Here is a 26690-nt window from a genome sequence, read left to right as displayed (position 1 = left end):
GGTCCTCCATCAGCTCTGCGCCAGCCTTTCCAGGGCGCCGACCGCGACGTCGGCACGCGTCGTGTACCAGAACGGGGGCAGCGACTTGCGCAGGAACGCGCCGTAGCCCCGGGCCGTCTCCAGCCGGGAGTCGAGGACCGCGACCACGCCCTTGTCACCGCTCGACCGGATCAGCCGGCCGACACCCTGCGCGAGCCGGACCGCGGCGATCGGCACGCTCACCGACGCGAAGCCGGAACCGCCACCCGCGTCGACAGCGGCCGAGCGGGCGGCGGCCAGCGGCTCGTCCGGGCGGGGGAACGGCAGCCGGTCGATCACCACGAGCTGGCAGGAGTCGCCCGGCACGTCCACGCCCTGCCAGAGCGACATCACCCCGAAGAGGCAGCTCTCCTTCTGCTCCCGGAACTTGCGGACCAGGATCGGCAGCGTCTCGTCACCCTGCAGGAGGATCGGCAGGTCGGTCTTGGCCCGCAGCAGCTCGGCGGCCTGCGCCGCGGCCTTGCGCGAGGAGAAGAGCCCGAGGGTACGCCCGCCGAGCGCCTCGACCAGCTTGAGCAGCTCGGCGCCCGCCGCGTCGGGAAGGCCGGACTGGGCGGGCCGGGGCAGGTGCGCCGCGACGTAGAGGATGCCCTGTTTCGGGTAGTCGAACGGGGAGCCGACGTCCAGCGAGGTCCAGCCGTCACCGGAGGTGACCGAGCCGTCCGGGCCGGCCGCCGGAGCGGGCAGGCCGAGCGAGCGGGCCACCGTGTCGAACCGGCCGCCGAGGGTCAGGGTGGCCGAGGTGACCACGACCGTCCGGTCGGCGTAGAGGCTCTGCGCGAGCGTGCCGGCGACCGAGAGCGGCGCCACCACGAGCGCGCGCCGGCCGCTGCCGAGGTCGGATTTCTCCACCCAGGCGACGTCGAAGTCGTCCTCCTCGAGCAGCCGCTGCGCGGTCGTGAACAGCTCGTCCAGCACCGCCTTGGCCTGCTGCTTGCCGACCGGGTCGGAATCGTCGGATTTCACCTCGCCGATCGCGGACAGCCCGGCGCGAGCGGCCGACTCGAGCAGGGTGAGCGCCGCCCGCAGCTGCTCCGGCAGCCCGCTGGTGATCCGGCCGGCCGGCGCCTCGGCGAGGCCGACGGTCAGCGCGTCGGCCGCCTCGGCGAGCTGCTCGGCGGCGGCCGGCGTGATCATCGTGCGGGCGCGGCGGCCGGCCCGCTCGATCGCCTCCGGGGTGAGCTCGGCCTGGGCGGCCGAGGAGACCCGGTCGGCCAGCTCGTGTGCCTCGTCGACGACGAGCAGCTTGTGCGGCGGGACGATCTGCCGCTCGGCGAGCATGTCGACGGCGAGCAGGCTGTGGTTGGTGACGACGATGTCGGCCTCGCGGGCGCGCACCCGGGACGCCTCGGCGAAGCACTCCGCGCCGTACGGACAGCGGCCGGCGCCCACGCAGTCCCGCGCCGGCATCGACACCTGACGCCACGCCGTGTCGTCGACGCCCGGGTCCAGCTCGTCCCGGTCGCCGGTCTCGGTCTTGTCGGCCCAGGACCGGATCCGCTGGATCTGCTTGCCGAGCCGGCCCGCCTCGCCGAGCCACTGGCCGGCCTTGGGCGCGGGCGCGTCGTCGAAGAGCGTGTCGGTCGGCGCCTCCTCGTCGGCGTGCTCCATCTTCGCCACGCAGAGGTAGTGATGACGGCCCTTGAGCACGGCGAAGCTGGGCTTGCGGCCGAGCACCGGCTCGACCGCCTCGGCCAGTCGCGGCAGGTCGTGCTCGACCAGCTGGTTCTGCAGCGCCAGGGTGGCCGTGGAGACCACCACCGGGCCGTCCACGAGCAGCGAGGGCGTCAGGTAACCGAGGCTCTTGCCGGTGCCCGTGCCGGCCTGGACGAGCAGGTGCTTGCGGTCCTTGACGGCCTGGTCGATCGCCTCGACCATGGCCTGCTGACCGGGGCGGGAACTCCCACCGGGCACGGCGCCGACGGCTGCGGCGAGAAGCTGTTCGGCGGTCGCCTTTTTTCGGGTAGCTGCGGGCACGCAGGAACCGTACCCGCCACCACCGACAGAAGCGGACCACCGCTAGGGTGCACCTCATGCCGAGCGAGATGGTCCGGGTCATCTACACGAAGTACGACGGATCGGCTCATCGTGACTACCCGGCCCGCCGCTTGGCCGAGGACGACCTGGGCATCTGGGTGGGGGTGAACCGCGGGACGCCGTCGGTCTACCACGGCCGCCCCTCGGTGGAGCAGATCCCGTTCGTCCTGCTCATCCCGCATTACGCGTGGTGGACGGGCATGTTCAACCCGCCGCCGCGGACCAGCGAGGTGTACTGCGACATCACCACCCCGGCGCGCTGGGAGGGTGACACGGTCCACATCGTCGACCTGGATCTGGACGCGGTGCGACGCCGCGAGACCGGGGTGGTGGAGCTCCGCGACGAGGACGAGTTCGAGGACCACCGGAAGGCGTTCGGGTACCCGGACGAGCTGGTCGGTCACGCCCAGGCGGCGGCCCGGCACCTGATCGTGGCGCTCGGCGACGGTACCGAGCCGTTCGCCACGCAGTACCGCAAGCACCTGTCAGAGGTCACTCAGTAACAGCTTCTCCGGGTTCTGCTGGTTGAACAGACCGGTGATCCGGCCCTGGTCGACCGCGACGGTGAGCACCGCGAGCAGCGGCCGGCCGTCCGGAAGGGTGCCGCGCAGCAACATCGCGGCGCCGCCGTTGACAAGCACCGGGTCGACCTTCATGTCGGTGACCCCGGCCAGCTTGCGGCCGAGCAGGCCGGTGTAGAACCGGGCCACCTTCTCGGCGCCGCCGATCACGTTGATCGCGGTGCGGACCAGGCCGCCGCCGTCGCTGATCGCGACCACGTCCGGAGCGAGCACCGCGGCGAGCGCGTGCACGTCCCCGCTCTGCGCAGCGGTCAGGAACGCGTTCAGCACCCGCCGCTGCTCGGCCGGCCCGGCGGTGTGCTTGATGTCGCCGCCGGCGATCGCGCGGCGGGCCCGGCTGGCGTGCTGCCGGGCGGCGGCCGGTGTGGTGTCGAGGACCGTGGCCACCTCCTCGAACGGGACCGCGAACGCGTCGTGCAGCACCAGCGCGACCCGCTGCTCCGGTGTCAGCCTCTCCAGCACCACGAGCAGGGCCACGCTGACCTGGTCGGCGCGTTCGGCCAGCTCGGCGGGGCCGGCGTCGGGGTCCACGACGTAGGCGGGCAGCCACTGACCGGGGTACGCGGCACGGCGTACCCGGGCCGAATTGAGCTGGTCCAGGCAGATGCGCGCGGTGACCGTCGTGAGCCAGCCCCGCGCATCCCGGATCTCCTCGGTCTGCTGCGCGTAGCGCAGCCAGGCCTCCTGCACCGCGTCCTCGGCCTCGGCCCGGTTGCCGAGCATCCGGTACGCGACTGACGTCAGGTAGACGCGATGCGCCTCGAACTCGGCTGCGCTCGGTGACGGCATAGGGGAATTCTGCGCGAGATGACCGGCTCCGGGTATCACCTGTGCCACAGTATAAAGCACCCAAATCGTACGTATCGGATGGTGGACCCGTGCAGGACATGGCGACTATCGCGGGCAGCCTCGCCGGGATCGCCGGCGCCGGTGGTGCGGTCTCGGTCGCGGTGCTCCGCCGGAAACGTCCCAGCCTCCCCGCCGGGCACGCGCTGCTGCCACAGACCGACGTCGACCCGCTCCCCGGAGTGCTGCGACTAGGGCTGACCGGGATGACCGTGCCAGTGGTGCCCGGACCGCACGGCGAGCTGTTCCTCGGGCCGGGCCGGCCGCAACCCGGCCGTACCCTGCGGCGGCTGGTGCTCGCGCCGCTCTTCACCCGGGCACAGGCCGGCGGCGGACGCCTCTACCGCGACCAGCGGGAGCCGTTCCGGCTGGTCGTCGAGTTCGGCGGGCCCAGCCGGGACGCCGAGACGCTGTTCCGCGCCTACCGGATGCTCGACCAGCAGTTGCGCGACCACGGCAGCCTGCTGAGCCGCTGCCGGGGCGGGGTGCTGACGCCCCGGGTGGTCACCGTGACAGTCACCGGCATCGTGGACGTGCGCGAGCTGCTCGCCGCCCAGCGCGACAGGTACGCCTTCGCCGACGCCACCTTCGACGACATCGGCTCCAGCTTCGCGCCACCGAGCCTCGCGCCGTCGATCAGCGAGTCGTGGAACCGCCGCTTCGGCTGGGACGGGCGCGAGCCGATCACCGCCGAGGAACGGCACCAGTTGCACGCGCTGGTCCGCGCCGCCCACGACGACGGGCGCACGGTACGGATCTCCGGCCTGCCCACCGGCCCGCGCCGGGTCCGTGCGGCGATCTGGACCGAGCTCGGCGCCGCCGGGGTCGACGTGATCGCCGACAGCGACCTGAGTGGACTCGCCCGGCACCTGCGACGCCATCCGGCCGCCGCCGCGCCGCTCCCCTACCTTCCGACCCGGACGGTTCGCCGTCACACGCCCCGGCCCAACGCCCGCCGCGAGCCCGTTTAAGACTGCTGACAACGGGACAACCAGCGTGGACCGATAGCATGCCAAACGGAGATCCAACAAAAACCCGTCGATAGAGGTCCACGCCGTGAAGTTTTCCTTCCGTCCCGTCGAGGGCGCCTTCTACGACCTCTTCACCAAGGCGGCGTACAACCTGGTGAAAGGCACCGAGCTGCTCAACGAGCTCGCGCTGCCGGGTGTGGACGTGCAATCGGTCTCGGACCGGCTGAGCGACGTGGAGCACGACAGCGACTCCATCACGCACGAGCTCTACAAAAAGATCAACTCGACGTTCATCACCCCGTTCGACCGGGAGGACATCTACTCGCTGGGCTCGCAGCTCGACGACGTGATGGACCACCTGGAGGCGGCCGGCAACCTGCTCTACCTGTACGGGCTGACCGCCCTCCCGTCGCTGCCCCGTGAGATGCACGAGCTGGTGACGGTCCTCGACCAGCAGGCGAAGATCACCGCTGAGGCGATGCCCCGGCTGCGCTCGATGAAGGGCCTCGAGGAGTACTGGATCGAGATCAACCGGCTGGAGAACGACGGCGACCGGGCGTACCGGATGCTGCTCGTGCGCCTCTTCTCCGGTGAGTACGACGCTCTGACCGTCCTCAAGATGAAAGAGGTCGTGGACGAGCTGGAGGCCGCCTGCGACGCGTTCGAGCACGTGGCGAACACCGTCGAGACCATCGCGGTCAAGGAGTCCTAGGCCTTGGATCCCCAGCTCGTCGCCGTCGTGGCGGTGATCCTCGCCGCGATGGTGTTCGATTACACCAACGGCTTCCACGACGCCGCGAACGCGATCGCCACCAGCGTCAGCACCCGTGCCCTGACCCCGCGGGTCGCGCTGCTCATGGCCGCCGTCGGCAACTTCGTCGGTGCGCACCTGGGCACCGGGGTCGCCAAGACCGTCGGTGAGGACCTGGTCTCCCTGCCGGTCGGCGTGTCCAGCCTGGGCGTCGTCTTCGCCGGCGTGCTCGGCGCGATCACCTGGAACCTGATCACCTGGTACTTCGGTCTGCCGTCGAGCTCCTCGCACGCGCTCTTCGGCGGCCTGGTCGGTGCCACCATGCTCGCGTCGTTCGGCGAGGTCCAGTGGGCCAACATCGTGAACAAGGTCCTGATCCCGATGGTGGTCTCGCCGGTGGTCGGCCTGATCCTCGGCTTCATCTTCATGGTCGCGATCATGTGGACCTTCCGGCGCGGGCATCCGGGCAAACTGAACCGCGGCTTCCGGCTCGCGCAGACGTTCTCCGCCGCCGCGATGGCGGTCGGGCACGGCATCCAGGACGCGGCCAAGACGATGGGCATCGTGGTCCTGGCGCTCTACACCGGCGGGTACCAGAGCTCGGCGACACACATCCCGCAGTGGGTCTACTGGGCGTCGGCCACGATGCTGGCCCTCGGCACCTACTCGGGCGGCTGGCGGATCATCCGCACCCTGGGCCGGAAGATCATCGACCTGGGCCCGGCCGAGGGTTTCGCGGCGGAGACGGTCGCCAGCTCGGTGCTCTACTTCAACGCGCTGGTCCTGCACGCGCCGATCTCCACCACCCACACGATCACCTCGGCGATCATGGGCGTGGGCGCGACGAAGCGGCTCAGCGCGGTCCGCTGGAACGTGGCCGGCAACATCATAATCGCCTGGGTCACGACGTTCCCGGCGGCCGCGCTGATCGCCTGCGTCATCTACCTGATCGTCCGCCCGCTCTTCTGACCCGCGCCGCCCCGCGGCCCCGCGCGAGCACCAGTCACCCTGCGGCCCCCGGCCCGCGCGCACCCGCCACCCCCGCGCGCGAGCACCCGCCGTCCCCGCGCGCGAGCACCCGCCGTCCCCGCGCGCGAGCACCCGCCACCCCCGCGCGCGAGCACCCGCCGTTCCGCGGGCCCGCGCGCACCCGCCCCCGAGCACCCGGCGGTCCCGCGGGCACCCGCTCTCGAGCACCCACCGGTCAGCGCGCGACCGTCACCCCGTGTCCCGGCCTCCGAGGTAAAGCTCGCGCTTCGCGGAAACCTGCGGACGCCCCAGGCCCCACGGAATGACGCAAAGCGCAAACGCTCCGCCGGGGCAGCCACCGACCGTGACAGCCGCATCCGGGCGGGGCTCCCGGCGTCGCGGGTGTGGCAATTCGCGCGGCGAACGGACCGGCGAACACCCGGCCGCCCCCGGTCAGCCGCGGACCGGCGAACACCCGGCCGCCCCCGGTCAGCCGTAGAAGACGCCGATCTGCTCGCGCAGCGTGTCGAGCAGAGCCATCACCTCGAGCGTCGTGTCATGCGAGACGAGCGGGCTCTCCAGCTCCCCGGCGAGGAAGCACCGCTGCGCCTCCGCGGCCTCGAACTGGTACCCGCTGCCCTCGAAGCCGAACTCGAACGTCTCCGGCGCCCGGTCCGGCCGGTTCAGCGTGAACGTGCGCGGCATGAAGAAGCCCGGCGGCAGGTCGATCCGGCCGTCGGTGCCGGTGATCGACGCGGCGTTCCGGCTGGCGCCGTTGATGCTGCAGGTCAAGGCTGCCACCGCGCCGGCCTCGTAGCCGAGCAGCACGCCGGTGTTCTCGTCCACCCGTTCCGGGGTCAGATGCGCCCAGGCGTGCGCGGACGCCGGGCTGCCGAGCAGCATGTGCGTCAGGTGGATCGGGTAGACACCCAGGTCCAGCAGCGCGCCGCCGCCCAGCTGCGGGTCACGCAGCCGGTGCGACGCCGCGAACGGTCCCTGCAGGCCGAAGTCGGCGTGCACCGCGCTGACCCAGCCGATCGCGCCCTCGTCGACCAGCTCGGCGATCTTGCGGATGGCCGGGTTGCAGCGCATCCACATGGCCTCCATCAGGAAGACGCCACGGGTCCGGGCGGCCTGGATCAGCTGCGCCGCGGTCGCCACGTCGAGCGTGATCGGCTTCTCGACCAGCACCGCCTTGCCGGCCTCCACGCACAGCATCGCGGCCTCGAAGTGGAAGGCGTGCGGTGTCGCGATGTAGACGATGTCCACACCGTCGTCGGCGGCCAGTTCCGCGTACGAGCCGTGTGCCCGCGCGAAACCGTGCCGCTGCGCGAACGCCTCCGCGGTGGTCTTGGAACGCGACCCGACGGCGGCCAGTTCGGCCCCCTCCACCAGGGGCAGGTCAGCGGCGAATGTGCTGGCGATCCCGCCGGGGCCGAGAATGCCCCAGCGCACCTTCTGTCCGTTCATGATCGATACCGTATCGCCCGAACCGGTTCCGGTGGCACGATCGACCGGTGACGGACTCTTCCCCCGATGCGATGATCCTGCCGCCGGCGATGCTGAAACGCGCGCGCGAGTTCACCGGCCCGCCCGCGGCGGCCCGCCCGGCGGCGACGGTGGTCCTTCTGCGGCCTTCCGGTTCCGCTTCCTTCGAGGTGTACGTGTTGAGGCGCGCCACCACGATGGTGTTCGGCGGTGTCTACGCCTTCCCGGGCGGCGTCGTCGACCCGTCCGACCGCCCGTCCACGATCCGCACGGACTGGGCCGATCGTCTCGGCGTGCCGGAGGAGCAGGCGCACGCCGTGGTGGGCGCTGCCGCGCGTGAGCTCTTCGAGGAGACCGGTGTCCTGCTCGCCGGACCGGTCGGCGAACCGGACCGCACGGTGGCCGCCGCCGACGGGGTCGACTGGGAGAGTGACCGCGCCCGGGTGCAGCGCCGCGAGCTGACCATGACCGAGCTGCTGGAACGCCGTGGCCTGCGCCTGCGCGACGACCTGCTGCTGCCGTGGGCCCGCTGGATCACCCCGGAGTTCGAGCCGAAGCGGTTCGACACCTGGTTCTTCGTGGCGCTGCTACCGGAGTCGCAGACCACCCACGACGTCTCCGGCGAGGCCGACGGGACCGCCTGGGTGGAACCGGCCGCCACCGCCGAGCTGCCGATGCTTCCGCCCACCCGGCACACGCTGCGCCATCTGGCCGCCTGCCCCACGATCGCCGACGTGATCGCGGCGTCCGCACATCGCGACGCCGCCACCCCGGTCCAGCCCCGGATCACGATCTCCCCTGACGGCCAGGCCACCCTCCACGTCCCGCACTCCTAGATCGCGGCCGGGGAAGCCGGCGCGGGACGCCGGGGCCGGGGAAGCCGGCGCGGGACGCCAGGCCCGGGGAAAGCCGGCGCGGGACGCCAGGCCCGGGGAAAGCCGGCGCGGGACGCCGGGGCCGGGGAAAGCCGGCGCGGAGCGCCGCGGCTCGGGGGAAGCCGGCGCGGGACGCCGGGGCCGGCGGCGGGGTGCGCCGGGGGAACGGGCGTCAGGGGCGGCGGCTGCGGGGAGCGCGTGGCTGCGGTTGGGGAGTGTCGGCGCGTACCCATGCGAAAAGCCGGCCCGGCACACGTGCCGGACCGGCTCTCGAGAGGCCTGACGATCAGCCGAAGCGGCCGGTGATGTAGTCCTCGGTCTTCTTCTGCGAGGGGTTGCTGAAGATCTTCTGGGTGTCGTCGTACTCGATCAGGCGACCGGGGTCGCCGGTCTTGTCGATCGAGAAGAAGCCGGTCTTGTCGCTGACGCGGGCGGCCTGCTGCATGTTGTGCGTCACGATGATGATCGTGAAGCGGTCCTTCAGCTTGAACATCAGGTCCTCGATCGCCAGCGTGGAGATCGGGTCGAGGGCGGAGCAGGGCTCGTCCATGAGGACGACCTGCGGCTCGACGGCGATCGTGCGGGCGATGCAGAGACGCTGCTGCTGACCGCCGGAGAGGCCGGCGCCGGGACGGTCGAGGCGGTCCTTGACCTCGTCCCAGAGGTTCGCGGAACGCAGCGACTTCTCGGCGGCCTCGTCCAGGATCGACTTCTTCTTGACGCCGTTCAGCTTGAGGCCGGCGACCGCGTTCTCGTAGATCGACATGGTCGGGAACGGGTTCGGCCGCTGGAAGACCATGCCGATCATGCGACGGACGGCCGTCACGTCGACGTCCGGGTCGTAGATGTTCTGGTCGTCGATGGTGAGCCGGCCCTCGATGCGGGCATTCGGCAGCACCTCGTGCATGCGGTTGATGGACCGCAGGAACGTCGACTTGCCGCAACCGGACGGGCCGATCAGGGCGGTGATGGTCTTCGGCTCGACGGTCATCGAGACGCTGTCGATCGCCTTGAAGGAGCCGTAGTAGGAGGAGACGTTGCTCGCCTCGATGCGCTTGGCCATTGATGACACCTCTTAACGGGACAGCTTGTTGCGACGGGCGAGCAGCTTGGCGGCGATGGTGAGGATCAGAACCAGCGCCACCAGGGTGAGCGCGGCTGTCCAGGCGCGGGCCGGCGCGTACCGGGAGGCGTCGCCCGCCTGCTGGTACACGAAGAGCGCGAGCGACGACTGGTTCCCGCCGAACGGGTCGAAGTTGATCGCAGCAGCGCCGCCCGCGACCAGCAGGACCGGAGCGGTCTCACCGGCGGCACGGGCAATGGCCAGCATGACACCGGTGACGATGCCGGGCAGGGCGGTCGGCAGGACGACCTTGAGGATCGTCTTCCACTGGGGGACGCCGAGCGCGTACGAACCCTCGCGCAGCGGACCCGGCACCAGCCGCAGCATCTCCTCGGTCGACCGGACGATCGTCGGCAGCATCAGCACGGTCAGCGCCAGCGCGGCGGCGAAACCGGAGTAGCGCGGCTGCCCGTCGTTGAACCACGGGCTGACGATCAGAACCCAGAACGAGAGGATGAACAGACCGGCGACGATCGACGGGATACCCGTCATGACGTCGACGAAGAAGCGGACCGTGTTGGCGAACCGGCCACGGCCGTACTCCACCAGGTAGATCGCGCCGAGCACGCCGAGCGGAACGGCGATCAGGGTGGCGATGCCGACCTGCTCCAGGGTGCCGATGATCGCGTGGTACGCGCCACCGTTGGGGTCCCGGGCGCTGATGTTGTTCATCGAACTGCCGAAGAAGGCGCCGTCGAGCCGCTCGGCGCCCTTGGAGACCAGCGTCCACACGACCGAGGCCAGCGGCAGGATCGCCAGGATGCACGCGACGTAGATCAGCGACTTCATGGCCCGGTCGCGGGCGGCGCGCCTGCCCTCGATCCGGCTGGCGACGATGTTGATGCCGACCAGGTAGAGGACGACGCCGACGACCGCGACGAGCACCCAGTTGCCGATGCCGGTGCCGAGCACCACGGCGGCGGCCAGCACGAGCGCGCCGGCCGCGACGCCGAGGTTGACGGCGAGCGGAAGTTCCTTGGTCCGGATGTTGTCCGGCGTCATCACGACGCCGGGCACTTCACGATCAAGCAGGCTCATGCGGCACTGTCCCGGAACTCGCGACGGCGGTAGATGATCGCTCGCGCCGTCATGTTGACCACCAGTGTGATCGCGAAGAGCACCAGACCGGAGGCGATCAGAGCGCCACGACCGGTGTCGTTGGCCTCGCCGAAGGTGTTCGCGATGTTGGCGGCGATCGAGTTGCCGCCGTTCTCGATCAGGTTGAACGAGATGTTGAACGTGATGCCGAGGGTCAGCGCCAGGGCGATGGTCTCACCGAGGGCGCGGCCGAGGCCGAGCATCACCGCGGCGATCACACCGGGCTTGCCGTACGGCAGGACCGCGGTGCGGATCATCTCCCAGCGGGTGGCGCCGAGCGCGAGCGCGGCTTCCTCGTTCATCCCCGGGGTCTGCTGGAAGACCTCACGGGAGAGGGAGGTGACGATCGGCAGCACCATGATCGCCAGCACCACGCCACCGAGCATGATCGACTGGCCGAACGGGCCCTCGCCGCCGAAGATCGGCAGCCAGCCGAAGTAGTGGTTCAGCCACACCGAGAAGTCCCGGACCGGCTCCTGCAGGACGTCACGTCCCCAGAGGCCGAAGACCACACTGGGCACGGCCGCGAGCAGGTCGATCACGAAGCCCAGCGGCGTGGCCAGCCGCTTGGGCGCGTAGTGCGACAGGAAGAGCGCGATGGCCAGCGCGATCGGCACCGCGATGATCAGCGCGATGATCGAGCTGAGCACCGTGCCGAAGGCCAGCGCGGCGATACCGAAGACCGGCTGCGTGTCGTTCGGGAACCACTTCCGCTCGGTGAGGAAGTTGGCGGTGTTGTCCTGAAGGGCGGGCACCGCCTTCGACACCAGGAAGACCGCGATGGCGACGATGATGACCAGCACCATCGCGCCCGCTGCGGTGGACAGACCACGGAAGCCTGTCTCGATCGAGAACCGGGCCTTCTTGGGGAGGGCTCCACCGCCACCCAGCGGGGGCTCCTGATAGCTGCTCGGGGACGCACCGGAGCCGGCGCCCTGAGCGTGACGGGAGGTCACGCTCAGGTCGCCGGCGGTGGCGTTCACCGAGCGGGAGGGGTTGTCACCCATCTGCGCGCTCGCTGTCGTCTCGGAGGGATTGACGAATCGTCAGGAGATCGCGGCGACCGAGGTCTCGACCTTGGCCCGCAGGGTCTCCGGCAGCGGGGCGTAGCCCAGCTCCGCGAGCGCCGTCTGACCGGCGGTGCTCGAGGTGTACTTCAGGAAGGACTGGATCTCCTTGGCCTTCGCGGAGCCCTTGCTGCAGGCGATCTCGTAGGTCACCAGCACGATCGGGTACGCGCCCGGGGTGGTGGTGGCGTAGTCGAGCTCGAGAGCCAGGTCGCCGTCGGTGCCCTTGACGGTCGCGTTCTCGAAGGTCTTACCGGCGCTCTCGCCGGTCAGCTCGGTGTACTCGCCCGCGCCGTTCTTGATCTTCGCCGTCTGCAGGTCGCTGTTCTCGGCGAACGAGAGCTCGACGTAGGAGATGGTGTTCGGGGTGCTCTTGACCTTGGCGGCCACACCGTCCGACTTCGAGGCGCCGGTGCCGCCCGGGGCCTTCCACGCCTTGGCGTTGCTGAACTTCCAGTCGGCCTCGGCGGTCTTGCTCAGGTACTTGGTGAAGTTGTCAGTGGTGCCGGACTCGTCCGAGCGGTGCACCGACTCGATGGTGGCGTCCGGCAGCTTCGCGCCGGAGTTCTCGGCGGCGATGGCCGGGTCGTTCCACTTGGTGACCGTGCCGGAGAAGATCTTCGCCAGGGTGCTGGCCGACAGCTGGAGGCCGTCGACGCCCTCGACGTTGTAGACGACGGCGATCGGGCCGATCACCATCGGGAGGTTGAGCGCCTTGCCGCCGGGGCACTTGGCGTTGGCCTGCGGCTGCTCGTCCTCCTTGAGGGCCGAGTCCGAACCGGCGAAGTCGGCGGTGCCCGCGATGAAGGCCTCGATACCCGCGCCGGAACCGGTGCCCTGGTAGTCGACCTTGGAGTCGGCGCACTGGGTCTGGTACGCCTTGATCCACTCGTCCATGGCGTTCTTCTGGGCGGTGGATCCCTGCGCCGTCAGGCTGCCGCTGACGCAGCTGCCGGGGGCGGCGGAGTTGCCACCGCTCGCCGCCGGCGCCTCGTTGTCCGAACCGCACCCGGTGAGTGCGATCGTCGCAGTCAAAGCAATGCCGGCCACGAAACCGGACCGCTGGAGCTTCACGGTTGTCCCTTCGGGTTATCTGCAGCCAGTCACTCACCGGCTTGCACACCGAAAGCTAGGAGCGCGAAGTGACCGGATAACCGGCCGCAAATGAACTGAGGGTGAACAGGTAAGCCCCAGAAGGTAGCCATCCCCGAAGCGCCAGTTGTCCGTTAAGTGAACCACGCCCTTGCCATCCGGAATGTCGGAAATATCCGGGCGGCCGTGACCTTCGCGAGATATACGCTTGTCCGCGCCGTGACAAATGAGCAGCGTCGATTACGCGGCGCACGTCACAGCTGACAGACCGTGCAAGCCTTCCCGGTACGGGCATGGCCGCCCCCAAACGCAGCATGATCCGTCCCCGAGAGTCCGCGCGGCCAATTGCCGACATCCGGCCGTCCGGCGGGCTACGGCTACCGGTGCGTGGTCACCCTGCGCCCAGTCCCGCCAGTCGAAGAAGTCCCGAATCGACGGCTCCCCGGGCGTGCGGCTCCCCCGAGCGTGCGGCTCCCCCGGGCGTGCGGCCGCCCCGGGCGTGCGGCTGCCCCACAGGCAACCTGCTCGAGCTACGGCTGGGGTGACGGAGCCGTAGCCCACGCAGCAAAGGAGCGCGCTTAACCTGCTCGAGCTACGGCTGGGGTGACGGAGCCGTAGCCCACGCAGCAAAGGAGCGCGCTTAACCTGCCCCAGCTACGGCTCACAACCCCGAGCCGTAGCCCACGCAGCAAAGGAGCGCGCTTAACCTGCCTCAACTACGGCTCACGCCCCCGAGCCGTAGCCCACGCAGCGAACGCACGCTCTTGACCTGCCTCAGCTACGGCTCGGCCGGGGACGCGACCGCCCCGGGAACCCCTTACGGGCGCTGGTAACTGATGTCGGTCTTGTAGACGTCGTAGCCCAGGCGCCGGTACAGCTTCACGGCCGCCTCGTTGGACTCGTCCACATACAGGTTGGAGATGGTCAGGCCCCGGCCGGCGAGGTGGCGCAACCCGGCCACGCTCAGCGCGGCCCCGAGCCCTCGGCGATGGCCGGCCGGGTCGACGCCGAGCACGTAGATCTCGCCGATCGCCGGGTCACTTCCGGACGCCGGGTGGATCTTGGTCCAGTGGAAGCCGACGAGGTCGTCGCCGGAGACCGCCAGCAGGAAGCCCTCACTGTCGAACCACGGCTCGTCCTCGCGGGCCAGCAGGTCGGCCATCGTCCATTTCCCCTGCTCGGGGTGGTGGGCGAACGCCCGCGCGTTGATGTCGAGCCAGGCCTGCTCGTCCTGACCGGGGCGGAACGCCCGCAGGGTCACCCCCTCGGGCAACGGCACCGTGGGAAGGGGTTCGAGCAGCGGACGCCGCATCTGCCAGAGCACCCGGGCGCGGGCGAACCCGTTGCGGGACGCGAAGATCGCCGCGCCGGGGTCGTCGCCGTGCGCCCAGAAGCTCAACGGGCCGGTGCCGGCCGCGGCGAGCAGGGCGGTGCCGTGCCGGTGACGGCGGAACCGCGGGTGCACCACGAGCTCGCCGGAGCCGCCGGAGAGATAGGCGTAACCGGCCAGCCGGTCACCCGCGAAGGAGAGAAGGTGCGTGCCGGGATGCGGCGCGTCGCCCCGGACCCGCAGCACGACGTCTTCGGATAGGGGGTAGACGCCGTCCGCCTCGGCCGCCGCGGCGGCCAGGGCGAGGACGTCGTCGATCTCGGACGCGGACAGCCGGTCCGCAGCACGAACCGGCTGCACCAACGTCATCGGAACCGTCTCAGACCGGCAGCGAGACGTGCTCGTTGTCGGGCAGCTGGCGGCCGTTCGGCGGGACCACGAACTTGTAGCCCACCTGGCGGACCGTGCCGATCATCGACTCGTACTCGGAGCCGAGCTTGGCGCGCAGGCGACGGACGTGCACGTCGACGGTGCGGGTGCCGCCGAAGTAGTCGTAGCCCCAGACCTCGCGGAGCAGCTGGTCGCGGGTGAAGACCCGGCCCGGGTGCTGGGCGAGGAACTTGAGCAGCTCGAACTCCTTGTAGGTGAGGTCGAGCGGGCGGCCCTTGAGCTTCGCGGCGTAGGTGTCCGGGTCGATGTTGAGCTCACCGGCACGGATCGAGCCGCCGGCGCCGGCGGTCGCGTTGGTGATGCGGCCGACGGCGAGGCGCAGGCGCGCTTCCACCTCGGCCGGGCCCGCCGTGGCCAGGATGACGTCGTCGACACCCCAGTCGGCGTTGAGCGCGATCAGGCCGGCTTCGGTGACGACCGCGATCAGCGGGACACCGATGCCGGTGGCGTGGAGCATGCGGCAGGTCGCTCGGGCTTCGGAAAGCTCGGAACGCGCGTCCACCATCACGGCGTCGGGGCTCGGCCCGGACACCAGGGTGCGCACGTCACGGGGGGCGGTACGTACTGAGTGGGGCAGAAGGTCCAGGGCGGGCAACACGGCGGAAGGCTCACCGGCACGTGCCGTCACCAGCAGAAGGATCTCCACACTCACCTCCGTCCTCGCGGCACTGAAAGGCCGCTCGGGTGACCCGGTTCGCGCAGCTGGGGAGCTTCGCCACCGGAGAGACAGGGCCCGGCGTCACCGACGGGTGGGTTGCGATTACCTTAACCGATGCAGCACTCCCGGCATCGTGGTCGCGCTCCCGAGTCATGTGGAGAACGCCACTAAGGTGACTGAACGGCCGATTCGTAACCCACCTTTCACCCGACTCTGCGCAGCGAATTGGGAGCTCGGTCACGGGTCTGGCACGATCGCAACGTGTTTCCCTCCATGCCGCAGGACGATCCCTGGGACGCCGAAACCTCCCAGAAGGTCGCACGGATGAACCCGGGCCGGCCCAAGCCCGGGTTCTACGGCGCCGTCCCCGAGGAGGAGGGCGACCCACCATCGAGCGAATCGGACGACGACGAGTTCGAGGAGATCGAGGTCGTCCCGGTCCGGCCGAAACTCTCCGTCGCGATCGCCGGCTTCGCCGCTCTGCTGGCAATAGCACTCGTGCTGGGCTCGGTCACGTCGGGACCGGACGCCCGGGTGTCGTACGCGATAGTGCTCTTCGGTGTGCAGCTGCTCGGCCTGCTGGCCTGGACCATGGCGTTGCAGCCGCCGGCGCCGGTGCCCACCGCGGCGGTCGCCGCCGTGACCGCGCTGATCGCCGACTACCTGGCGGTCAGCGGCGAGACCCCGGAACTGATGCCGCTGCTCTACACCGGCGCCGCGGGCGTCGTGGCGGCGCTCGTCGGCCAGGTGTTCAAGAGGGAGGACCGGCAGCGGATCAGTGACACCTACCGGACCACCGCGATGATCGTGTTCGGTCCGGTGGCGTTCGCGATCCTGATCGTCCTGACCCGGCAGCCGATCGGATCGCAGGCGATCCTGGTCTGCTGCACCGGCGCGGGGCTGGCGCTGCTGGTCTCCCGGCTCACCGACGCGGTCTTCCCGAAACCGAGGATCGCGGCGCAGGTGCCGCGCGGCGCGACAGGCATCGTGCTGGGCGCGATGGTCGGCACGCTCGCCTGCGCCGTGCTGGGCAGCTATCTGGTTCTGCCGTTCACCCCGGCGAAGGGCGCGGTGCTGGGCCTGGTCGCCGCGGTGGCCGCGATCCTGGTGGACCTGGCGGTGAACTTCAGTGAGGCGGGCCGCCGGCTGGCCGGGGAGGCGCCGACGTTCTGGCTGGCCAGGCACATGCAGGGCCCGCTCGGCGGTTTCGCGCTGACCGCGGTGGCGGCCTACACGCTGGTGCACCTCTATCTCTCCTGACGAGACCGGTCCCGACGAGACCGGTCCCGACGAGACCAGTCCCGACGAGAGCAGTTTCGCCGAACCCTCGCCGGGGGCATGTACGTTTCCCAGGCGTCGGGCAAACCAGGCGTCGGGCAAACCAGGCGTCGGGCAAACCAGGCGTCGGGAAACCAGGAGGCATCGTGAGGCGAAGACTGCTCACCGTCGTCGTCGTGCTGTTGCTGCTGCTGCTCGGCGGTGCGCTGGTGCTGGACCGGGTCGGCAAGTCCTATGCGGAGGGCATGCTGGCGGACCGGATCGCCGGTGAGGTCGCGGCGCAGAACTCGACGAGCGGCACGCCGGACGTGACGATCGCCGGTTTCCCGTTCCTCACCCAGGTCGCCAGCGGCGACTACCACCAGGTCCGGATCGAGCTGCCGGACTTCGCGGCGCCGGACGGATCCGGCGGCACGGTGCGGATGTCGCTGCTGGACATCCGCGCCGAGGACGTGCGGGCGCCGCTGGAGACCCTGCGCAACGGCGGCGACGTGATCGCCGGGACGGTCACCGGCGCCGGCACGATCGGCTACGACGAGATCGCCGCCCTGCTCGACCAGAAGGGTGTGCAGCTCGCCGAGCAGGACGGCAAGCTGATCGCCACCGTGCAGCTGGAGATCCCCGGCCAGAAGCCGCTGGAGGTGTCCGGCACCACGAACCTGACCGTCGAGAACGGCTCGATCCGGGTTCGTTTCTCCGAGGTGACGTCGAAGGACCTGCCGGCGCTGCCGTTCCTGCAGAGCATGATCGATGCGCTGGCCTACGAGCTGAAGGTCCCGGAACTGCCGTTGAACCTGGTCGTCCGGGAGGTCGAGGCCCTTCCTGAGGGTCTGCGGGTGACCGCCGGCGCGGCGGATGTGAACCTCTCCGCAGGCGGTCTGTGACCGTCTGTTCCCGGATGCTGGTTGGTGCTGTTCCGCGCTGTGGGCTCGCTGGTAGGGTCGACCGCATGAGCCTGTTGCTCACGAAAAGGCGCGCGATCGACCTGTGTCGCGTGGCCGCGTGCCTGTGTCGCCCCGCAAACTGACGGGGCCACTCGGTGCTGAGCACCTTCTCTAGATAGCCCGGGGCATCTCTTTGTCCGGCAGTGGCGCCGTCGCACAGCAGCCCGTGATCCCACTCTTCAACTTGGGTCCGCGCGGAGTGCGACAGCATTTCTCCGTGCGCTGACTCTCTCCTCACCCACCATCAGGGAGTGAACCGATGAGTCGCGACACCGCACTCGTTTCGGCCGACTGGGCCGAGAAGAACCTCGAAACCCCCGGCATCGTCTTCGTCGAGGTCGACGAGGACACCACCGCGTACGACGGCGGCCACATCCCGGGCGCCATCAAGATCGACTGGAAGAAGGACCTGCAGGACCCGGTCCGCCGCGACTTCGTCAACAAGGAGCAGTTCTCCGCACTCCTCTCCGAGCGCGGCATCTCCAACGACGACACCGTGATCCTCTACGGCGGCAACAACAACTGGTTCGCGGCGTACGCGTACTGGTACTTCAAGCTCTACGGCCACGGCGACGTGAAGCTGCTCGACGGTGGCCGCAAGAAGTGGGAGCTGGACGCTCGTCCGTACACCAAGGACGTCCCGGCCCGCACCAAGACCGTCTACAACGCCAAGGACCCCGACCTGGAGATCCGCGCGTTCCGTGACGAGGTCGTCCAGGCCATCGGCGTGAAGAACCTGGTCGACGTCCGCAGCCCCGACGAGTTCGCCGGCCGTCTGCTCGCCCCGGCGCACCTGCCGCAGGAGCAGTCGCAGCGGGCCGGTCACATCCCGACCGCGATCAGCGTGCCGTGGAGCAAGGCCGCCAACGAGGACGGCACCTTCAAGTCCGACGAGGAGCTCGCCAAGATCTACGGCGAGGCCGGTCTCGACGGCAGCAAGGACACCATCGCGTACTGCCGGATCGGCGAGCGCTCCTCGCACACCTGGTTCGTGCTGAAGGAGCTGCTCGGCCAGCAGAACGTGAAGAACTACGACGGCTCGTGGACCGAGTACGGCTCGCTCATCGGTGTGCCGATCGCGCTCGGCGACGAACCCGGAAAGGCGTGATCATGACTTCACCCGCCAACGTGACAGCTGCCTCCGCCGCGGCCGGTTGCGCCGCCCCGGACCAGTCCGCGCCCCTCCCCAGCAGCGTGGACCTGACCCGGGAAACCGTGATCACCGGCATCGTGACAAGCGCCGAGGGCGACCCGGTCGGCGGGGCCTACGTGCGCCTGCTGGACGGCTCCGGCGAGTTCACCGCCGAGGTCGTCTCCTCCCCGGAGGGCGTCTTCCGGTTCTTCGCCGCTCCCGGCTCCTGGACCGTCCGGGCTCTGAGCCGGTTCGGCAACGGCGAGCTCGCCGTTGACGCCACGGTCGGCGTCAACGAGATCTCGATCAACGTGGCTACCGCTTAGTCCACGCTCTGTTGAAAAGGGGGCGGATTTCCGCCCCCTTTTGCTACCCGGCGGAAGAGCTACCCGACGGAAGAGCTATCCGGCTTAGAGCTATCCGGCGGAAGAGCCCCCGGAAGTGACCACCACCGCGTCCGGCGGCACCTCCGGGCGGCGGCGCGACAGCCGCCGCACGCCGGTGTTGAACACCGCGATCAGCGGGACCGCGACGAGCGCGCCGATGATGCCGGCGAGCACCACGCCGCAGGCGATCCCGATGATCACCGCGAGCGGGTGGATGGCGACCGCCCGACCCATGATCAGCGGCTGGAGCACGTGGCCTTCGAGCTGCTGCACCAGGATCACCGCACCGAGCGTCAGCAGGGCCACCACCCAGCCCTGGTCGACGAGGGCGACGAGCACCGCCACCGCGCCCGAGATGCTGGCGCCCACGATCGGGATGAACGCGCCGAGGAACACCAGCGCCGCCAGCGGGAACGGGAACGGGACGTCGAGGATCAGCAGCGCCAGGCCGATGCCGAGCGCGTCGATGAACGCCACCAGCACTGTCGCCCGCACGTAGGCGCCGAGCGTCGCCCAGGAGGCGTCCCCGGCGTCGGCCACCGACCAGCGGGCGTTCACCGGGAAGAGCCGGACGATGAACCGGAAGATCTTGCGGCCGTCCCGCAGGAAGAAGAACGTCGCGAACAGCACCAGCACCAGGCCGGTCGCCACCTCGGCGATGGTGGCCGCGGTCGAGATGCCGGTCGAGGTCAGCTGCGAGGTGTTCGAGTTGACCCACTCCTGCGCCGAGTCGATCGCCGAGTCGACCTGAGCGTCGGAGAGATGCAGCGGACCGGTGCGCGCCCAGTTCTGGATCTGCCGGACACCGGCGCTGGCGTTCTCGGTCAGGTTGGGCAGTCCGTTGATGAACTGGTTCACCACCAGCGTCAGGGTGCCGGCCACCGCCGCGAGCCCGCCGACCAGCACCAGGAACGTGGCGAGCGAGCTCGGCACCCGCAGCCGCAGCAGCCATCCGACGGCCGGGCCGAGCAGCGCGCTGAGCAGCAGCGCGATGGCGAGCGGGACGACCACGATGCTGACCATGCCGATCAGCCGGAGCAGCGCGAGGCAGACCACCCCGACCACGATCAGCCGCCAGCTCCAGGCCGCCGCGACCCGCAATGGCTGCGGCACGTCGGCGTCGTCGCGGCTGTTCGTCGAGTGGTGCACGATCTCCGGCTCCGGCAGGCGCGGCGCGAAGTCCGGCTCCGGGACCGCTCCCTCTTCACGAGCGGTCCGGACCTGCTCCCGGCCGGAGTCGTACGCCTTCTTCAAGTTGTCCCGGACCCGCTGCAAGCGGTTCAACCGCCTACCCCCTCGCCCACTGTGCGACACGCGCTCATCACGGTAGTGCCCTGATGCCCGAATCGCTCCCCGGGCCATACCTCCCCAGCGGTGAAGAGCTGTTCGTCACGGGCGTACCGTCTGCGTTTGTGAGTGCCGATACCCGTACCGACGCCGGATTGCCCATCCGGATGCTGCATGACCGCGTTCTCGTCCGTCAGGACGACGGCGAGGGCGAACGCCGCTCCAGCGCGGGCATCGTGATCCCCGCGACCGCGACGATCGGCCGGCGGCTCTCCTGGGCCACCGCCGTCGGCGTCGGGCCGAGCGTCCGCTCGATCGTCGTCGGCGACCGGGTGCTCTTCGACCCGGACGACCGTTCCGAGGTGGAGCTGCACGGCAAGGAGTACGTGCTGCTGCGCGAGCGTGACGTGCACGCGGTCGCGGCGACCCGGGTCGAGTCGGACGGGACCGGCCTCTACCTCTGAGGCGTCACCCCTGAGGCCAGCCGCCTTGCGGCGGCTGTTGCTGCTGCGGATGAGGCTGCTGCTGCGGCCAGGGCGCGTTGGTTCCGGGCGTGGGCGGGAACGGCGGCGGATTCATCGGGTACGCGGGAAAGCCCGGCTGTGGCTGACCGGACTGCTGATGTCCAGGCTGCGGGTAGCCCTGCTGTGGGTAGCTCTGCTGCTGCTGGGGATGGCCCGGCTGGTGCGGGTAACCCGGCCGGGGATAGCCCTGCTGCTGCGGATAACCCGGCTGCGGATAACCCGGCTGCGGGTGACCCGGATAGCCCTGCTGGTAGACCGGCGGCGCGGCCAGGCGCACCGGCACCGGCATCACCGGTTCGGCCGGCGGAGCGATCGCCCGCACCACCCCGTCCGGGAACGTGATCCGGTAGCTGTGCCCGTCCCACCAGGCCGACGGGGTCTGCGGGTCACGCCCCGCGAAGACCGATCGGTACCCGGTGATCGCGGCGAGCAGCTCCCGCTCCTCGGTGACCACCCGGTCCAGGTCGCGCGGCTCGCGGGAGAGGCCGCGCTCCATGCCGTCGCGCAGCAGCGCCAGCCGGGTCGCCGCGAACTGGAAGCTGCGCATCGCCTTGTGCCCGGCCGGGCCGGCGACACGTTTCGCCCACTGCCGCGCGGAGTGCCGCCGGCCGAGGCTGGCGAGCGAGGCCACCTCGGGCGGCGCGAACCAGCCGGTCGCCACGTACCGCGGCAGCACCCGCTCGGCCAGCCGGCCCTCCCAGCTGCGCAGCGCGATCGCGAACCCGACGACGGCGAAGAAGAACGGCACCATGAAGCCGAGGTAGCCGTACAGCATGATCAGGGCTTCGCCGGTGGCCGCGGAGAGCGTCGGCAGCAGGTTGAAGAGGCCGTGCAGGATCATCGCGGCGAGCAGGCCGGCGATCGGGGCGAGCCAGCGGACCGTCCGGTTGCCGGACCGGGCCGCGATGCCCAGCCCGATGCCGGTCATCGAGGTGAAGAGCGGGTGCGCGAACCCGGTGAACAGGATCCGCACGATGAAGATCAGGAAGACGTTCTGCAGGCCGGTCGCCGGACCGTACTCGTCGGCGCCCGCCGCGTACCCGTGCCCGCCCAGGTAGAGCACGTTCTCCACCATCGCGAAGCCGAGCGCGGAGAGACCGCAGTAGACGATGCCGTCGGTGATGCCGGACCACTCGCTGCGACGCCGCCAGAAGAGCAGCAGCGGGCCGATCGCTTTCATCGTCTCCTCGATGAACGGGGCGATCAGCACCGCGACCAGGGCATCGGGCAGGCCGACCCGGTCGAAGAGCCAGGCCGCGCCGGTGTTCACCACCAGCGCCACAGCTGTCGCCACGGCGGCACCCCAGGCGAAGCAGAAGACCAGGTACTTCACCGGCTCCGGCTCGTACCTGTCGAGCCAGGCGAACGCGCCGGCCAGCAGCGGCACCGGCAGGATGGCCGCGGTCAGGCCGATGGCCAGCCCGGTGACGCCGATCGAGTAACCGAGGAAGATCAGCATGCCGATCGCGGCCGAGGCGATCAGCACGATCACCGCGGTGACCGGCAGCCAGCGCCGCCAGCCGATCCGCCGGCCGGGGATCGGCGCGCTCGCCATCGCGGCGGTCGTCTCCGGGTACGGCGGGACCGGATCCCTGGTCTCCGGGGGCTCAACGATGGTCTGCTGCGGGATCTGATCGGTCTCCGGGGAGACAGCGATCACCGGCGGCGCCGAGGTCACCCGGGCAGCGGGCATCACCGGCGGCGCTGAGGTCACTGGCGCAGCAGGCATCACCGGCGGCGCGGTGTCATCCGTTGGTGCCGCGTTTTCCGGCGGTGAGACGTCGGCCATGACCGCCAGCGTAGTCACCGATGTCGCAACGAGCGTGCCCGAGGAGCGCTCACGACTGACGCGGACGGATCTGCCGCTTCCGGGCGCCGTGCGGACGGCCACGCCAGCCGATCGCGTCACGGACCAGCCGGGTCGCCTCCGCGTACTCGATGCCGGTGGCCCGCAGCAGGTCAGCCACCGCGGTGCGGACCTGCGCCACCACCACGCCGCCGGAGTACCCGACGCCCTCGGCGTAGGCGCGGCCCGACTCGGCCACCGCCCGCAGCGCGCGTTCCCGGGTGGCCAGCGGCTCCACCCCGCGGTCCCACTCCTGCCGGAGCAGGTCCACCGCGTCGCCCAGGTGCTGGATCGAGGCCGGCAGCACGTCCGGAACCGGCTCCTGGTCGTTCAGCGCGATCTGTGCCCGGCGGACCATCACGCGGACGTTCCGCAGCGCGTAGGTGAGCTGGTCCGCGCCCTCCACGTATTGGGCCAGGGCGCCGCGCGAGCGCCACCGGGCCGGTGCGAACGCCACGTTCTCCCGGGCGGCGTCGATCGCCGTACGGAATGCCGCGAAGGTCCCCTCCGCGGCGCGCAAGCGTTCCAGCGCGCCCTGCACCACCTCGGGATCGCGGGCGGTGAGCCCGCGCGCCACGTCGTGCAGGCCCGCGGTGAAGGCGCGCAGCGCCGGATCGGCGGCCCGGGAGACCACCGTGAGCGGGTTCAGCGGCAGCAGCACGCTCATCACCGCAAGACCGATCCCGCCGCCCACGAGAGCGTCCAGGAAGCGCGTCCACGGCTGACCGCTGGTCGAGGTGAGGGTGGCGACCAGCACGGCTGAGGAGGCGGACTGCACGATCAGCGGTGCCCCGCCGCCGACCGCGGTGGCGAGCAGCACGGCGAGCAGAACGATCAGGCCGATCTGGATCGGTCCGGTTCCGATCAGCAGGATGATCCCGTCGCCGAGGCCGATGCCGACCGCGACACCGATCACCAGCTCGGAGGTGCGCCGCAGCCGCTGCCCCACCGACGAGCCCAGCGTGATCACCGCGGCGATCGGGGCGAAGAACGGCATCGGCCGGCCGAAGAGGTCGTGGGCGACGAACCAGGCGAGGCCTGCCGCGAGCCCCGACTGCAGCGCGAGCATCAGGCCCGCCCGCCCGCGGGCCAGAGCGGCGATCATGAGTTCAACCTACGTGCCAGGATGCGGGTGTGACATCTTTGCCCGATCGTTTCCGGACGGCGGCGCGGGGCGCCGGCGCCACCACGAGCGACACCGACCTGGACGCCGCCGCGAATTACCTGCTCGGCCGCTGGGCCGAGCCGCAACGCCACTACCACGACGTGACGCATCTCGCCGCCGTCCTGGACGTGGTGGACCGGTTCGAGCACCTGGCGCCGAACCCGGACCGGGTACGCCTCGCGGCCTGGCTGCACGACGCCGTCTACGACCCGCGGGCGCTCGGCGACGCCAACGAGCGGGACAGCGCCGAGTTCGCCGAAGGGCTGCTGCTGAGCCTGGGCGCGCCGGACGAGGTGGCGGCCGAGGTGGCCCGGCTGGTCGGGCTGACCGCCGGGCACGCCACCGAGGAGGACGACCCGGACGGCGAGCTGCTCTGCGACGCCGACCTGTCGATCCTCGCCGCCGACCCGGAGCGGTACGAGCGGTACACCAGCGCGATCCGCCGGGAGTACGCGCACGTGCCGGACGACGCGTTCCGGGCCGGGCGGACCCGGGTGCTGACCGAGCTGCTGAAGCTGCCCTCGATCTATCGGCACCCGGAGATCCGGGACGCGTGGGAGGAACGCGCTCAGGCGAACCTCAAGGCCGAGCTGGAAGAGCTGGCCTAGGTCTCATCACATGCTTCGGGCGGCGCAGCCCCGCCGTCCGGAGCCGGGCCGCCAGCTCACGGGACGGCAGCAGCCTCGCGCCCAGCCAGAGCGCGCTGCGGAACCGGTGCTCCGGGATGTCGTAGTGGTCCCGGTCGAAGGCCCGCCGGGGCGAGCCCAGCATCTCCGCGAAGACGTGCAGCTCCTCGAACGAGACGTCGCTGACCAGGTGCGACCAGAGGCAGCCGCGACCTGGCCAGAGCGGTTCGTCGACGAGGATCAAAGATCGATCTCAAGCAGCTCGACCCGGCGGTCGGCGGCCAGCCCGCGCACGTCCGGCACCCCGAGCCGGGCGGCGTCGGCGGTCGCGTCGTCGGGCATCGTCTGCGACTGCCGTTCGGCGGTCACCCGGGCCAGGTAGTGCTCGATCTCCTTCTGCCGCACGGTGGCGTCCCAGCCCAGCGCGTCACCCATGATCTGGGCGGTGTGCTCGGCCGACTCGGCGCCGCGGTGCGCGGTCTCGAAGGAGATCCGGGTACGCCGGGTCAGCACGTCGTCCAGGTGCAGGGCGCCTTCGGCGAGTGCCGCGTACGCCACCTCGGCCGCGAGGTACTCGGGTGCGCCGGCCAGCGGGACGGCCAGCCGCGGGTCGGCGGCCATCATCGCCAGCAGGTGGACGGTGAGCGTCCCGTACCTCTCCAGCAGATGCTCGACCACCCCGGTGGTGACGCCGTGCCGCCGGGCCAGGTCCTGCCGGTCGCGCCAGGCCGCCGCGTACCCGTCCGCGCCGAGCAGCGGCAGCTGGTCGGTGCGGGACGGCTGTGCCGGGCCGCCCAGCCGGCGCACCGCGCGGTCGATCACGTCGGCGGCCATCACCCGGTACGTCGTGTACTTGCCGCCGGCGACCAGGAGCAGGCCGAGCATCGGCTCGACCACGGCGTGCTCGCGGGAGAGTTTCGACGTCGAGTCGGCCTCGCCGGAGAGCAGCGGGCGCAGGCCGGCGTAGACACCCTCGATGTCGTCGGTGGTGAGCGGCCGGTCCAGCACCGTGTTGACCTGGTCGAGCAGGTACCTGATGTCGCGGGCCGAGGCCGCCGGGTGGGATCGGTCCAGCTGCCAGTCGGTGTCCGTGGTGCCGATGATCCAGTGACCGCCCCACGGGATGACGAAGAGCACGCTGGTGGCGGTCCGCAGGATCAGCCCGGCCTCGCCGGTGATCGCCGAGCGGGGGACCACGAGGTGCACGCCCTTCGACGCTCGAACCCGCAGGCCGGGCCGCAGGCCGACGTCACGGAGCATCTGCGACATGTCGTCGCTCCACACACCGGTCGCGGCGACCACCGTCTTCGCCCGTACCTCGAAGGTCTCTGATCCCGGGGCTTCCAGGTCACGGACCCGGACGCCGACGACCTGGCGGGCCTCGCGCACGAAGCCGGTGACCCGGGCGCTGGTGACCACGGCCGCCCCGAGGCTCGCCGCGGTCCGGGCCAGGTTGACCACGAGTCGCGCGTCGTCGACCTGGCCGTCGAAGTAGCGGATCGCGCCACTGATCTTGTCGGCCCGCAGGCTGGGGAAGATGTGCCGGGCGCCGTCACGGGTCAGGTGCCGGTGCAGCGGCATGCCGCGGCCGGCGCCGAAGACGCCGGCGAACACGTCGTACGCCGCGACGCCGAGACCGTAGTAACCCCGCTGCCAGGCGCGCTGAGCGAGATTGGCGGCCGGCAGCGGCACCATGATCGGGACCGGGCGCACGAGGTGCGGCGCGAGCCGGGTGGCGAGCAGGCCGCGCTCGGTCAGCGCCTCGTGCACCAGGTGCAGCTCGAGCTGCTCCAGGTAGCGCAGGCCGCCGTGGATCAGCTTGCTGGAACGGCTGGACGTGCCGGCCGCCAGGTCGCGGGCCTCGACCAGGGCGACCTTGAGCCCCCGGGAGGCCGCGTCCACCGCGGCGCCGGCGCCTGTCACGCCGCCGCCGATCACCAGGACGTCGAACTGTTCGTTCCGCAGGCGGCGCAGGTCGGCCGTGCGCCGGATGGGAGAGAGACGGCCGGCCGAGTTCCGGGATACCGAGGGATCACGCACCTGTCCCAGGTTAGCGCCCTCGGGTGTACCCCATGCGGACGAAAAAAGGCATTTCCGTACGCCTGGCGGCGCACGTACCTACCGTGA

Annotated in this window: 26 protein-coding genes; 12 read left to right on the top strand and 14 right to left on the bottom strand. The window is 70.7% G+C overall.

The window, feature by feature from the left end; genetic code table 11:
* Positions 1 to 9: 9 nt before the first annotated feature.
* Positions 10 to 2016: an ATP-dependent DNA helicase gene (locus tag AB0F72_RS16020; protein ID WP_360430930.1), complete on the bottom strand. Its 2007-nt coding sequence runs from the start codon at positions 2014 to 2016 to the stop codon at positions 10 to 12.
* A 56-nt stretch (positions 2017 to 2072) separates the two neighbouring features.
* Between AB0F72_RS16020 and AB0F72_RS16015 the strand changes: the two genes are divergently transcribed.
* Positions 2073 to 2579: a DUF402 domain-containing protein gene (locus AB0F72_RS16015; RefSeq protein WP_360430928.1), complete on the top strand. Its 507-nt coding sequence runs from the start codon at positions 2073 to 2075 to the stop codon at positions 2577 to 2579.
* Here AB0F72_RS16015 and sigJ read toward each other — a convergent pair.
* Positions 2562 to 3446: an RNA polymerase sigma factor SigJ gene (gene sigJ / locus AB0F72_RS16010; RefSeq protein ID WP_360430926.1), complete on the bottom strand. Its 885-nt coding sequence runs from the start codon at positions 3444 to 3446 to the stop codon at positions 2562 to 2564. The genes AB0F72_RS16015 and sigJ overlap by 18 nt on opposite strands.
* Positions 3447 to 3544: 98 nt before the next feature.
* Between sigJ and AB0F72_RS16005 the strand changes: the two genes are divergently transcribed.
* From AB0F72_RS16005 to AB0F72_RS15995, 3 genes are all read left to right on the top strand, one after another.
* A complete protein-coding gene (locus AB0F72_RS16005; RefSeq protein WP_360430924.1) occupies positions 3545 to 4474 on the top strand; it encodes a hypothetical protein in 930 nt (309 codons plus the stop codon).
* A gap of 85 nt (positions 4475 to 4559) precedes the next feature.
* Positions 4560 to 5186, top strand: coding sequence for a DUF47 family protein (locus tag AB0F72_RS16000; protein WP_360430922.1), 627 nt, complete (start codon positions 4560 to 4562; stop codon positions 5184 to 5186).
* Between the two features lie 3 nt (positions 5187 to 5189).
* Positions 5190 to 6194, top strand: coding sequence for an inorganic phosphate transporter (locus tag AB0F72_RS15995; RefSeq protein ID WP_360430920.1), 1005 nt, complete (start codon positions 5190 to 5192; stop codon positions 6192 to 6194).
* Between the two features lie 489 nt (positions 6195 to 6683).
* On the opposite strand, the gene AB0F72_RS15990 is transcribed toward AB0F72_RS15995, so the two are convergent.
* A complete protein-coding gene (locus tag AB0F72_RS15990) occupies positions 6684 to 7664 on the bottom strand; it encodes a Gfo/Idh/MocA family oxidoreductase (protein ID WP_360430918.1) in 981 nt (326 codons plus the stop codon).
* A 71-nt stretch (positions 7665 to 7735) separates the two neighbouring features.
* Between AB0F72_RS15990 and AB0F72_RS15985 the strand changes: the two genes are divergently transcribed.
* Positions 7736 to 8518 carry an NUDIX hydrolase gene (locus tag AB0F72_RS15985; RefSeq protein WP_360431256.1) on the top strand — a complete coding sequence of 261 codons (783 nt, stop codon included), beginning with the start codon at positions 7736 to 7738 and terminating at the stop codon, positions 8516 to 8518.
* A 325-nt stretch (positions 8519 to 8843) separates the two neighbouring features.
* On the opposite strand, the gene pstB is transcribed toward AB0F72_RS15985, so the two are convergent.
* From pstB to AB0F72_RS15955, 6 genes are all read right to left on the bottom strand, one after another.
* The gene (gene pstB, locus AB0F72_RS15980; RefSeq protein ID WP_360430916.1) at positions 8844 to 9620 is read right to left on the bottom strand and encodes a phosphate ABC transporter ATP-binding protein PstB; all 777 of its coding nucleotides are present in this window, start codon (positions 9618 to 9620) and stop codon (positions 8844 to 8846) included.
* A 12-nt stretch (positions 9621 to 9632) separates the two neighbouring features.
* Positions 9633 to 10682, bottom strand: a complete 1050-nt coding sequence (gene pstA / locus AB0F72_RS15975; protein WP_360431253.1) for a phosphate ABC transporter permease PstA — start codon at positions 10680 to 10682, stop codon at positions 9633 to 9635.
* A gap of 32 nt (positions 10683 to 10714) precedes the next feature.
* On the bottom strand, positions 10715 to 11785 hold the full coding sequence (pstC, locus tag AB0F72_RS15970) for a phosphate ABC transporter permease subunit PstC (RefSeq protein WP_360430914.1): 1071 nt from the start codon (positions 11783 to 11785) through the stop codon (positions 10715 to 10717).
* 39 nt (positions 11786 to 11824) lie between these two features.
* Entirely contained in the window at positions 11825 to 12919 is a 1095-nt protein-coding gene (gene pstS / locus AB0F72_RS15965) for a phosphate ABC transporter substrate-binding protein PstS (protein ID WP_360430912.1), read from the bottom strand.
* 835 nt (positions 12920 to 13754) lie between these two features.
* Positions 13755 to 14636, bottom strand: a complete 882-nt coding sequence (gene mshD / locus AB0F72_RS15960; RefSeq protein ID WP_360430910.1) for a mycothiol synthase — start codon at positions 14634 to 14636, stop codon at positions 13755 to 13757.
* Positions 14637 to 14646: 10 nt separating this feature from the next.
* Positions 14647 to 15363: a response regulator transcription factor gene (locus AB0F72_RS15955; protein WP_014447796.1), complete on the bottom strand. Its 717-nt coding sequence runs from the start codon at positions 15361 to 15363 to the stop codon at positions 14647 to 14649.
* Between the two features lie 273 nt (positions 15364 to 15636).
* Between AB0F72_RS15955 and AB0F72_RS15950 the strand changes: the two genes are divergently transcribed.
* The 5 genes from AB0F72_RS15950 (at position 15637) to AB0F72_RS15930 (ending at position 19055) form a co-directional block, all read left to right on the top strand.
* Positions 15637 to 16635 carry a hypothetical protein gene (locus AB0F72_RS15950; protein WP_360430908.1) on the top strand — a complete coding sequence of 333 codons (999 nt, stop codon included), beginning with the start codon at positions 15637 to 15639 and terminating at the stop codon, positions 16633 to 16635.
* 164 nt (positions 16636 to 16799) lie between these two features.
* Positions 16800 to 17537, top strand: coding sequence for a DUF2993 domain-containing protein (locus tag AB0F72_RS15945; RefSeq protein ID WP_360430906.1), 738 nt, complete (start codon positions 16800 to 16802; stop codon positions 17535 to 17537).
* 14 nt (positions 17538 to 17551) lie between these two features.
* On the top strand, positions 17552 to 17680 hold the full coding sequence (locus AB0F72_RS15940) for an Ms5788A family Cys-rich leader peptide (protein ID WP_360430904.1): 129 nt from the start codon (positions 17552 to 17554) through the stop codon (positions 17678 to 17680).
* Positions 17681 to 17856: 176 nt separating this feature from the next.
* Positions 17857 to 18705: a sulfurtransferase gene (locus AB0F72_RS15935; RefSeq protein ID WP_360430902.1), complete on the top strand. Its 849-nt coding sequence runs from the start codon at positions 17857 to 17859 to the stop codon at positions 18703 to 18705.
* A 2-nt stretch (positions 18706 to 18707) separates the two neighbouring features.
* Positions 18708 to 19055, top strand: a complete 348-nt coding sequence (locus AB0F72_RS15930; RefSeq protein ID WP_360430900.1) for a DUF1416 domain-containing protein — start codon at positions 18708 to 18710, stop codon at positions 19053 to 19055.
* 90 nt (positions 19056 to 19145) lie between these two features.
* Here the strand turns inward: AB0F72_RS15930 and AB0F72_RS15925 are convergent, their stop codons facing one another.
* Entirely contained in the window at positions 19146 to 20399 is a 1254-nt protein-coding gene (locus AB0F72_RS15925; RefSeq protein WP_360430898.1) for an AI-2E family transporter, read from the bottom strand.
* Between the two features lie 170 nt (positions 20400 to 20569).
* Here AB0F72_RS15925 and AB0F72_RS15920 point away from each other — a divergent pair, with 170 nt between their 5' ends.
* Positions 20570 to 20866 carry a co-chaperone GroES gene (locus AB0F72_RS15920; RefSeq protein ID WP_360431250.1) on the top strand — a complete coding sequence of 99 codons (297 nt, stop codon included), beginning with the start codon at positions 20570 to 20572 and terminating at the stop codon, positions 20864 to 20866.
* A 4-nt stretch (positions 20867 to 20870) separates the two neighbouring features.
* Here AB0F72_RS15920 and AB0F72_RS15915 read toward each other — a convergent pair whose 3' ends face one another.
* Positions 20871 to 22619 (bottom strand): PrsW family glutamic-type intramembrane protease, encoded by a 1749-nt coding sequence (locus AB0F72_RS15915; RefSeq protein WP_360431247.1) that lies wholly within the window; start codon positions 22617 to 22619, stop codon positions 20871 to 20873.
* A 145-nt stretch (positions 22620 to 22764) separates the two neighbouring features.
* Positions 22765 to 23877 carry an FUSC family protein gene (locus AB0F72_RS15910; RefSeq protein ID WP_360430896.1) on the bottom strand — a complete coding sequence of 371 codons (1113 nt, stop codon included), beginning with the start codon at positions 23875 to 23877 and terminating at the stop codon, positions 22765 to 22767.
* A gap of 29 nt (positions 23878 to 23906) precedes the next feature.
* Here AB0F72_RS15910 and AB0F72_RS15905 point away from each other — a divergent pair, with 29 nt between their 5' ends.
* Positions 23907 to 24545 (top strand): metal-dependent phosphohydrolase, encoded by a 639-nt coding sequence (locus AB0F72_RS15905; protein WP_360430894.1) that lies wholly within the window; start codon positions 23907 to 23909, stop codon positions 24543 to 24545.
* On the opposite strand, the gene AB0F72_RS15900 is transcribed toward AB0F72_RS15905, so the two are convergent.
* Both AB0F72_RS15900 and AB0F72_RS15895 read right to left on the bottom strand, forming a co-directional pair.
* On the bottom strand, positions 24517 to 24807 hold the full coding sequence (locus AB0F72_RS15900; protein WP_360430892.1) for a DUF4031 domain-containing protein: 291 nt from the start codon (positions 24805 to 24807) through the stop codon (positions 24517 to 24519). The two genes, AB0F72_RS15905 and AB0F72_RS15900, sit on opposite strands and share 29 nt — an antisense overlap.
* Entirely contained in the window at positions 24804 to 26603 is a 1800-nt protein-coding gene (locus AB0F72_RS15895; protein WP_360430890.1) for a glycerol-3-phosphate dehydrogenase/oxidase, read from the bottom strand. The genes AB0F72_RS15900 and AB0F72_RS15895 overlap by 4 nt, the downstream gene beginning before the upstream one ends.
* Positions 26604 to 26690: the final 87 nt, after the last annotated feature.

The organism is Actinoplanes sp. NPDC023936 (genome assembly GCF_040639325.1).
Taxonomy (GTDB): domain Bacteria; phylum Actinomycetota; class Actinomycetes; order Mycobacteriales; family Micromonosporaceae; genus Actinoplanes.
Note: the sequence above shows the minus strand (reverse complement) of the source record. Positions and strands in the feature narration are given on the sequence as shown.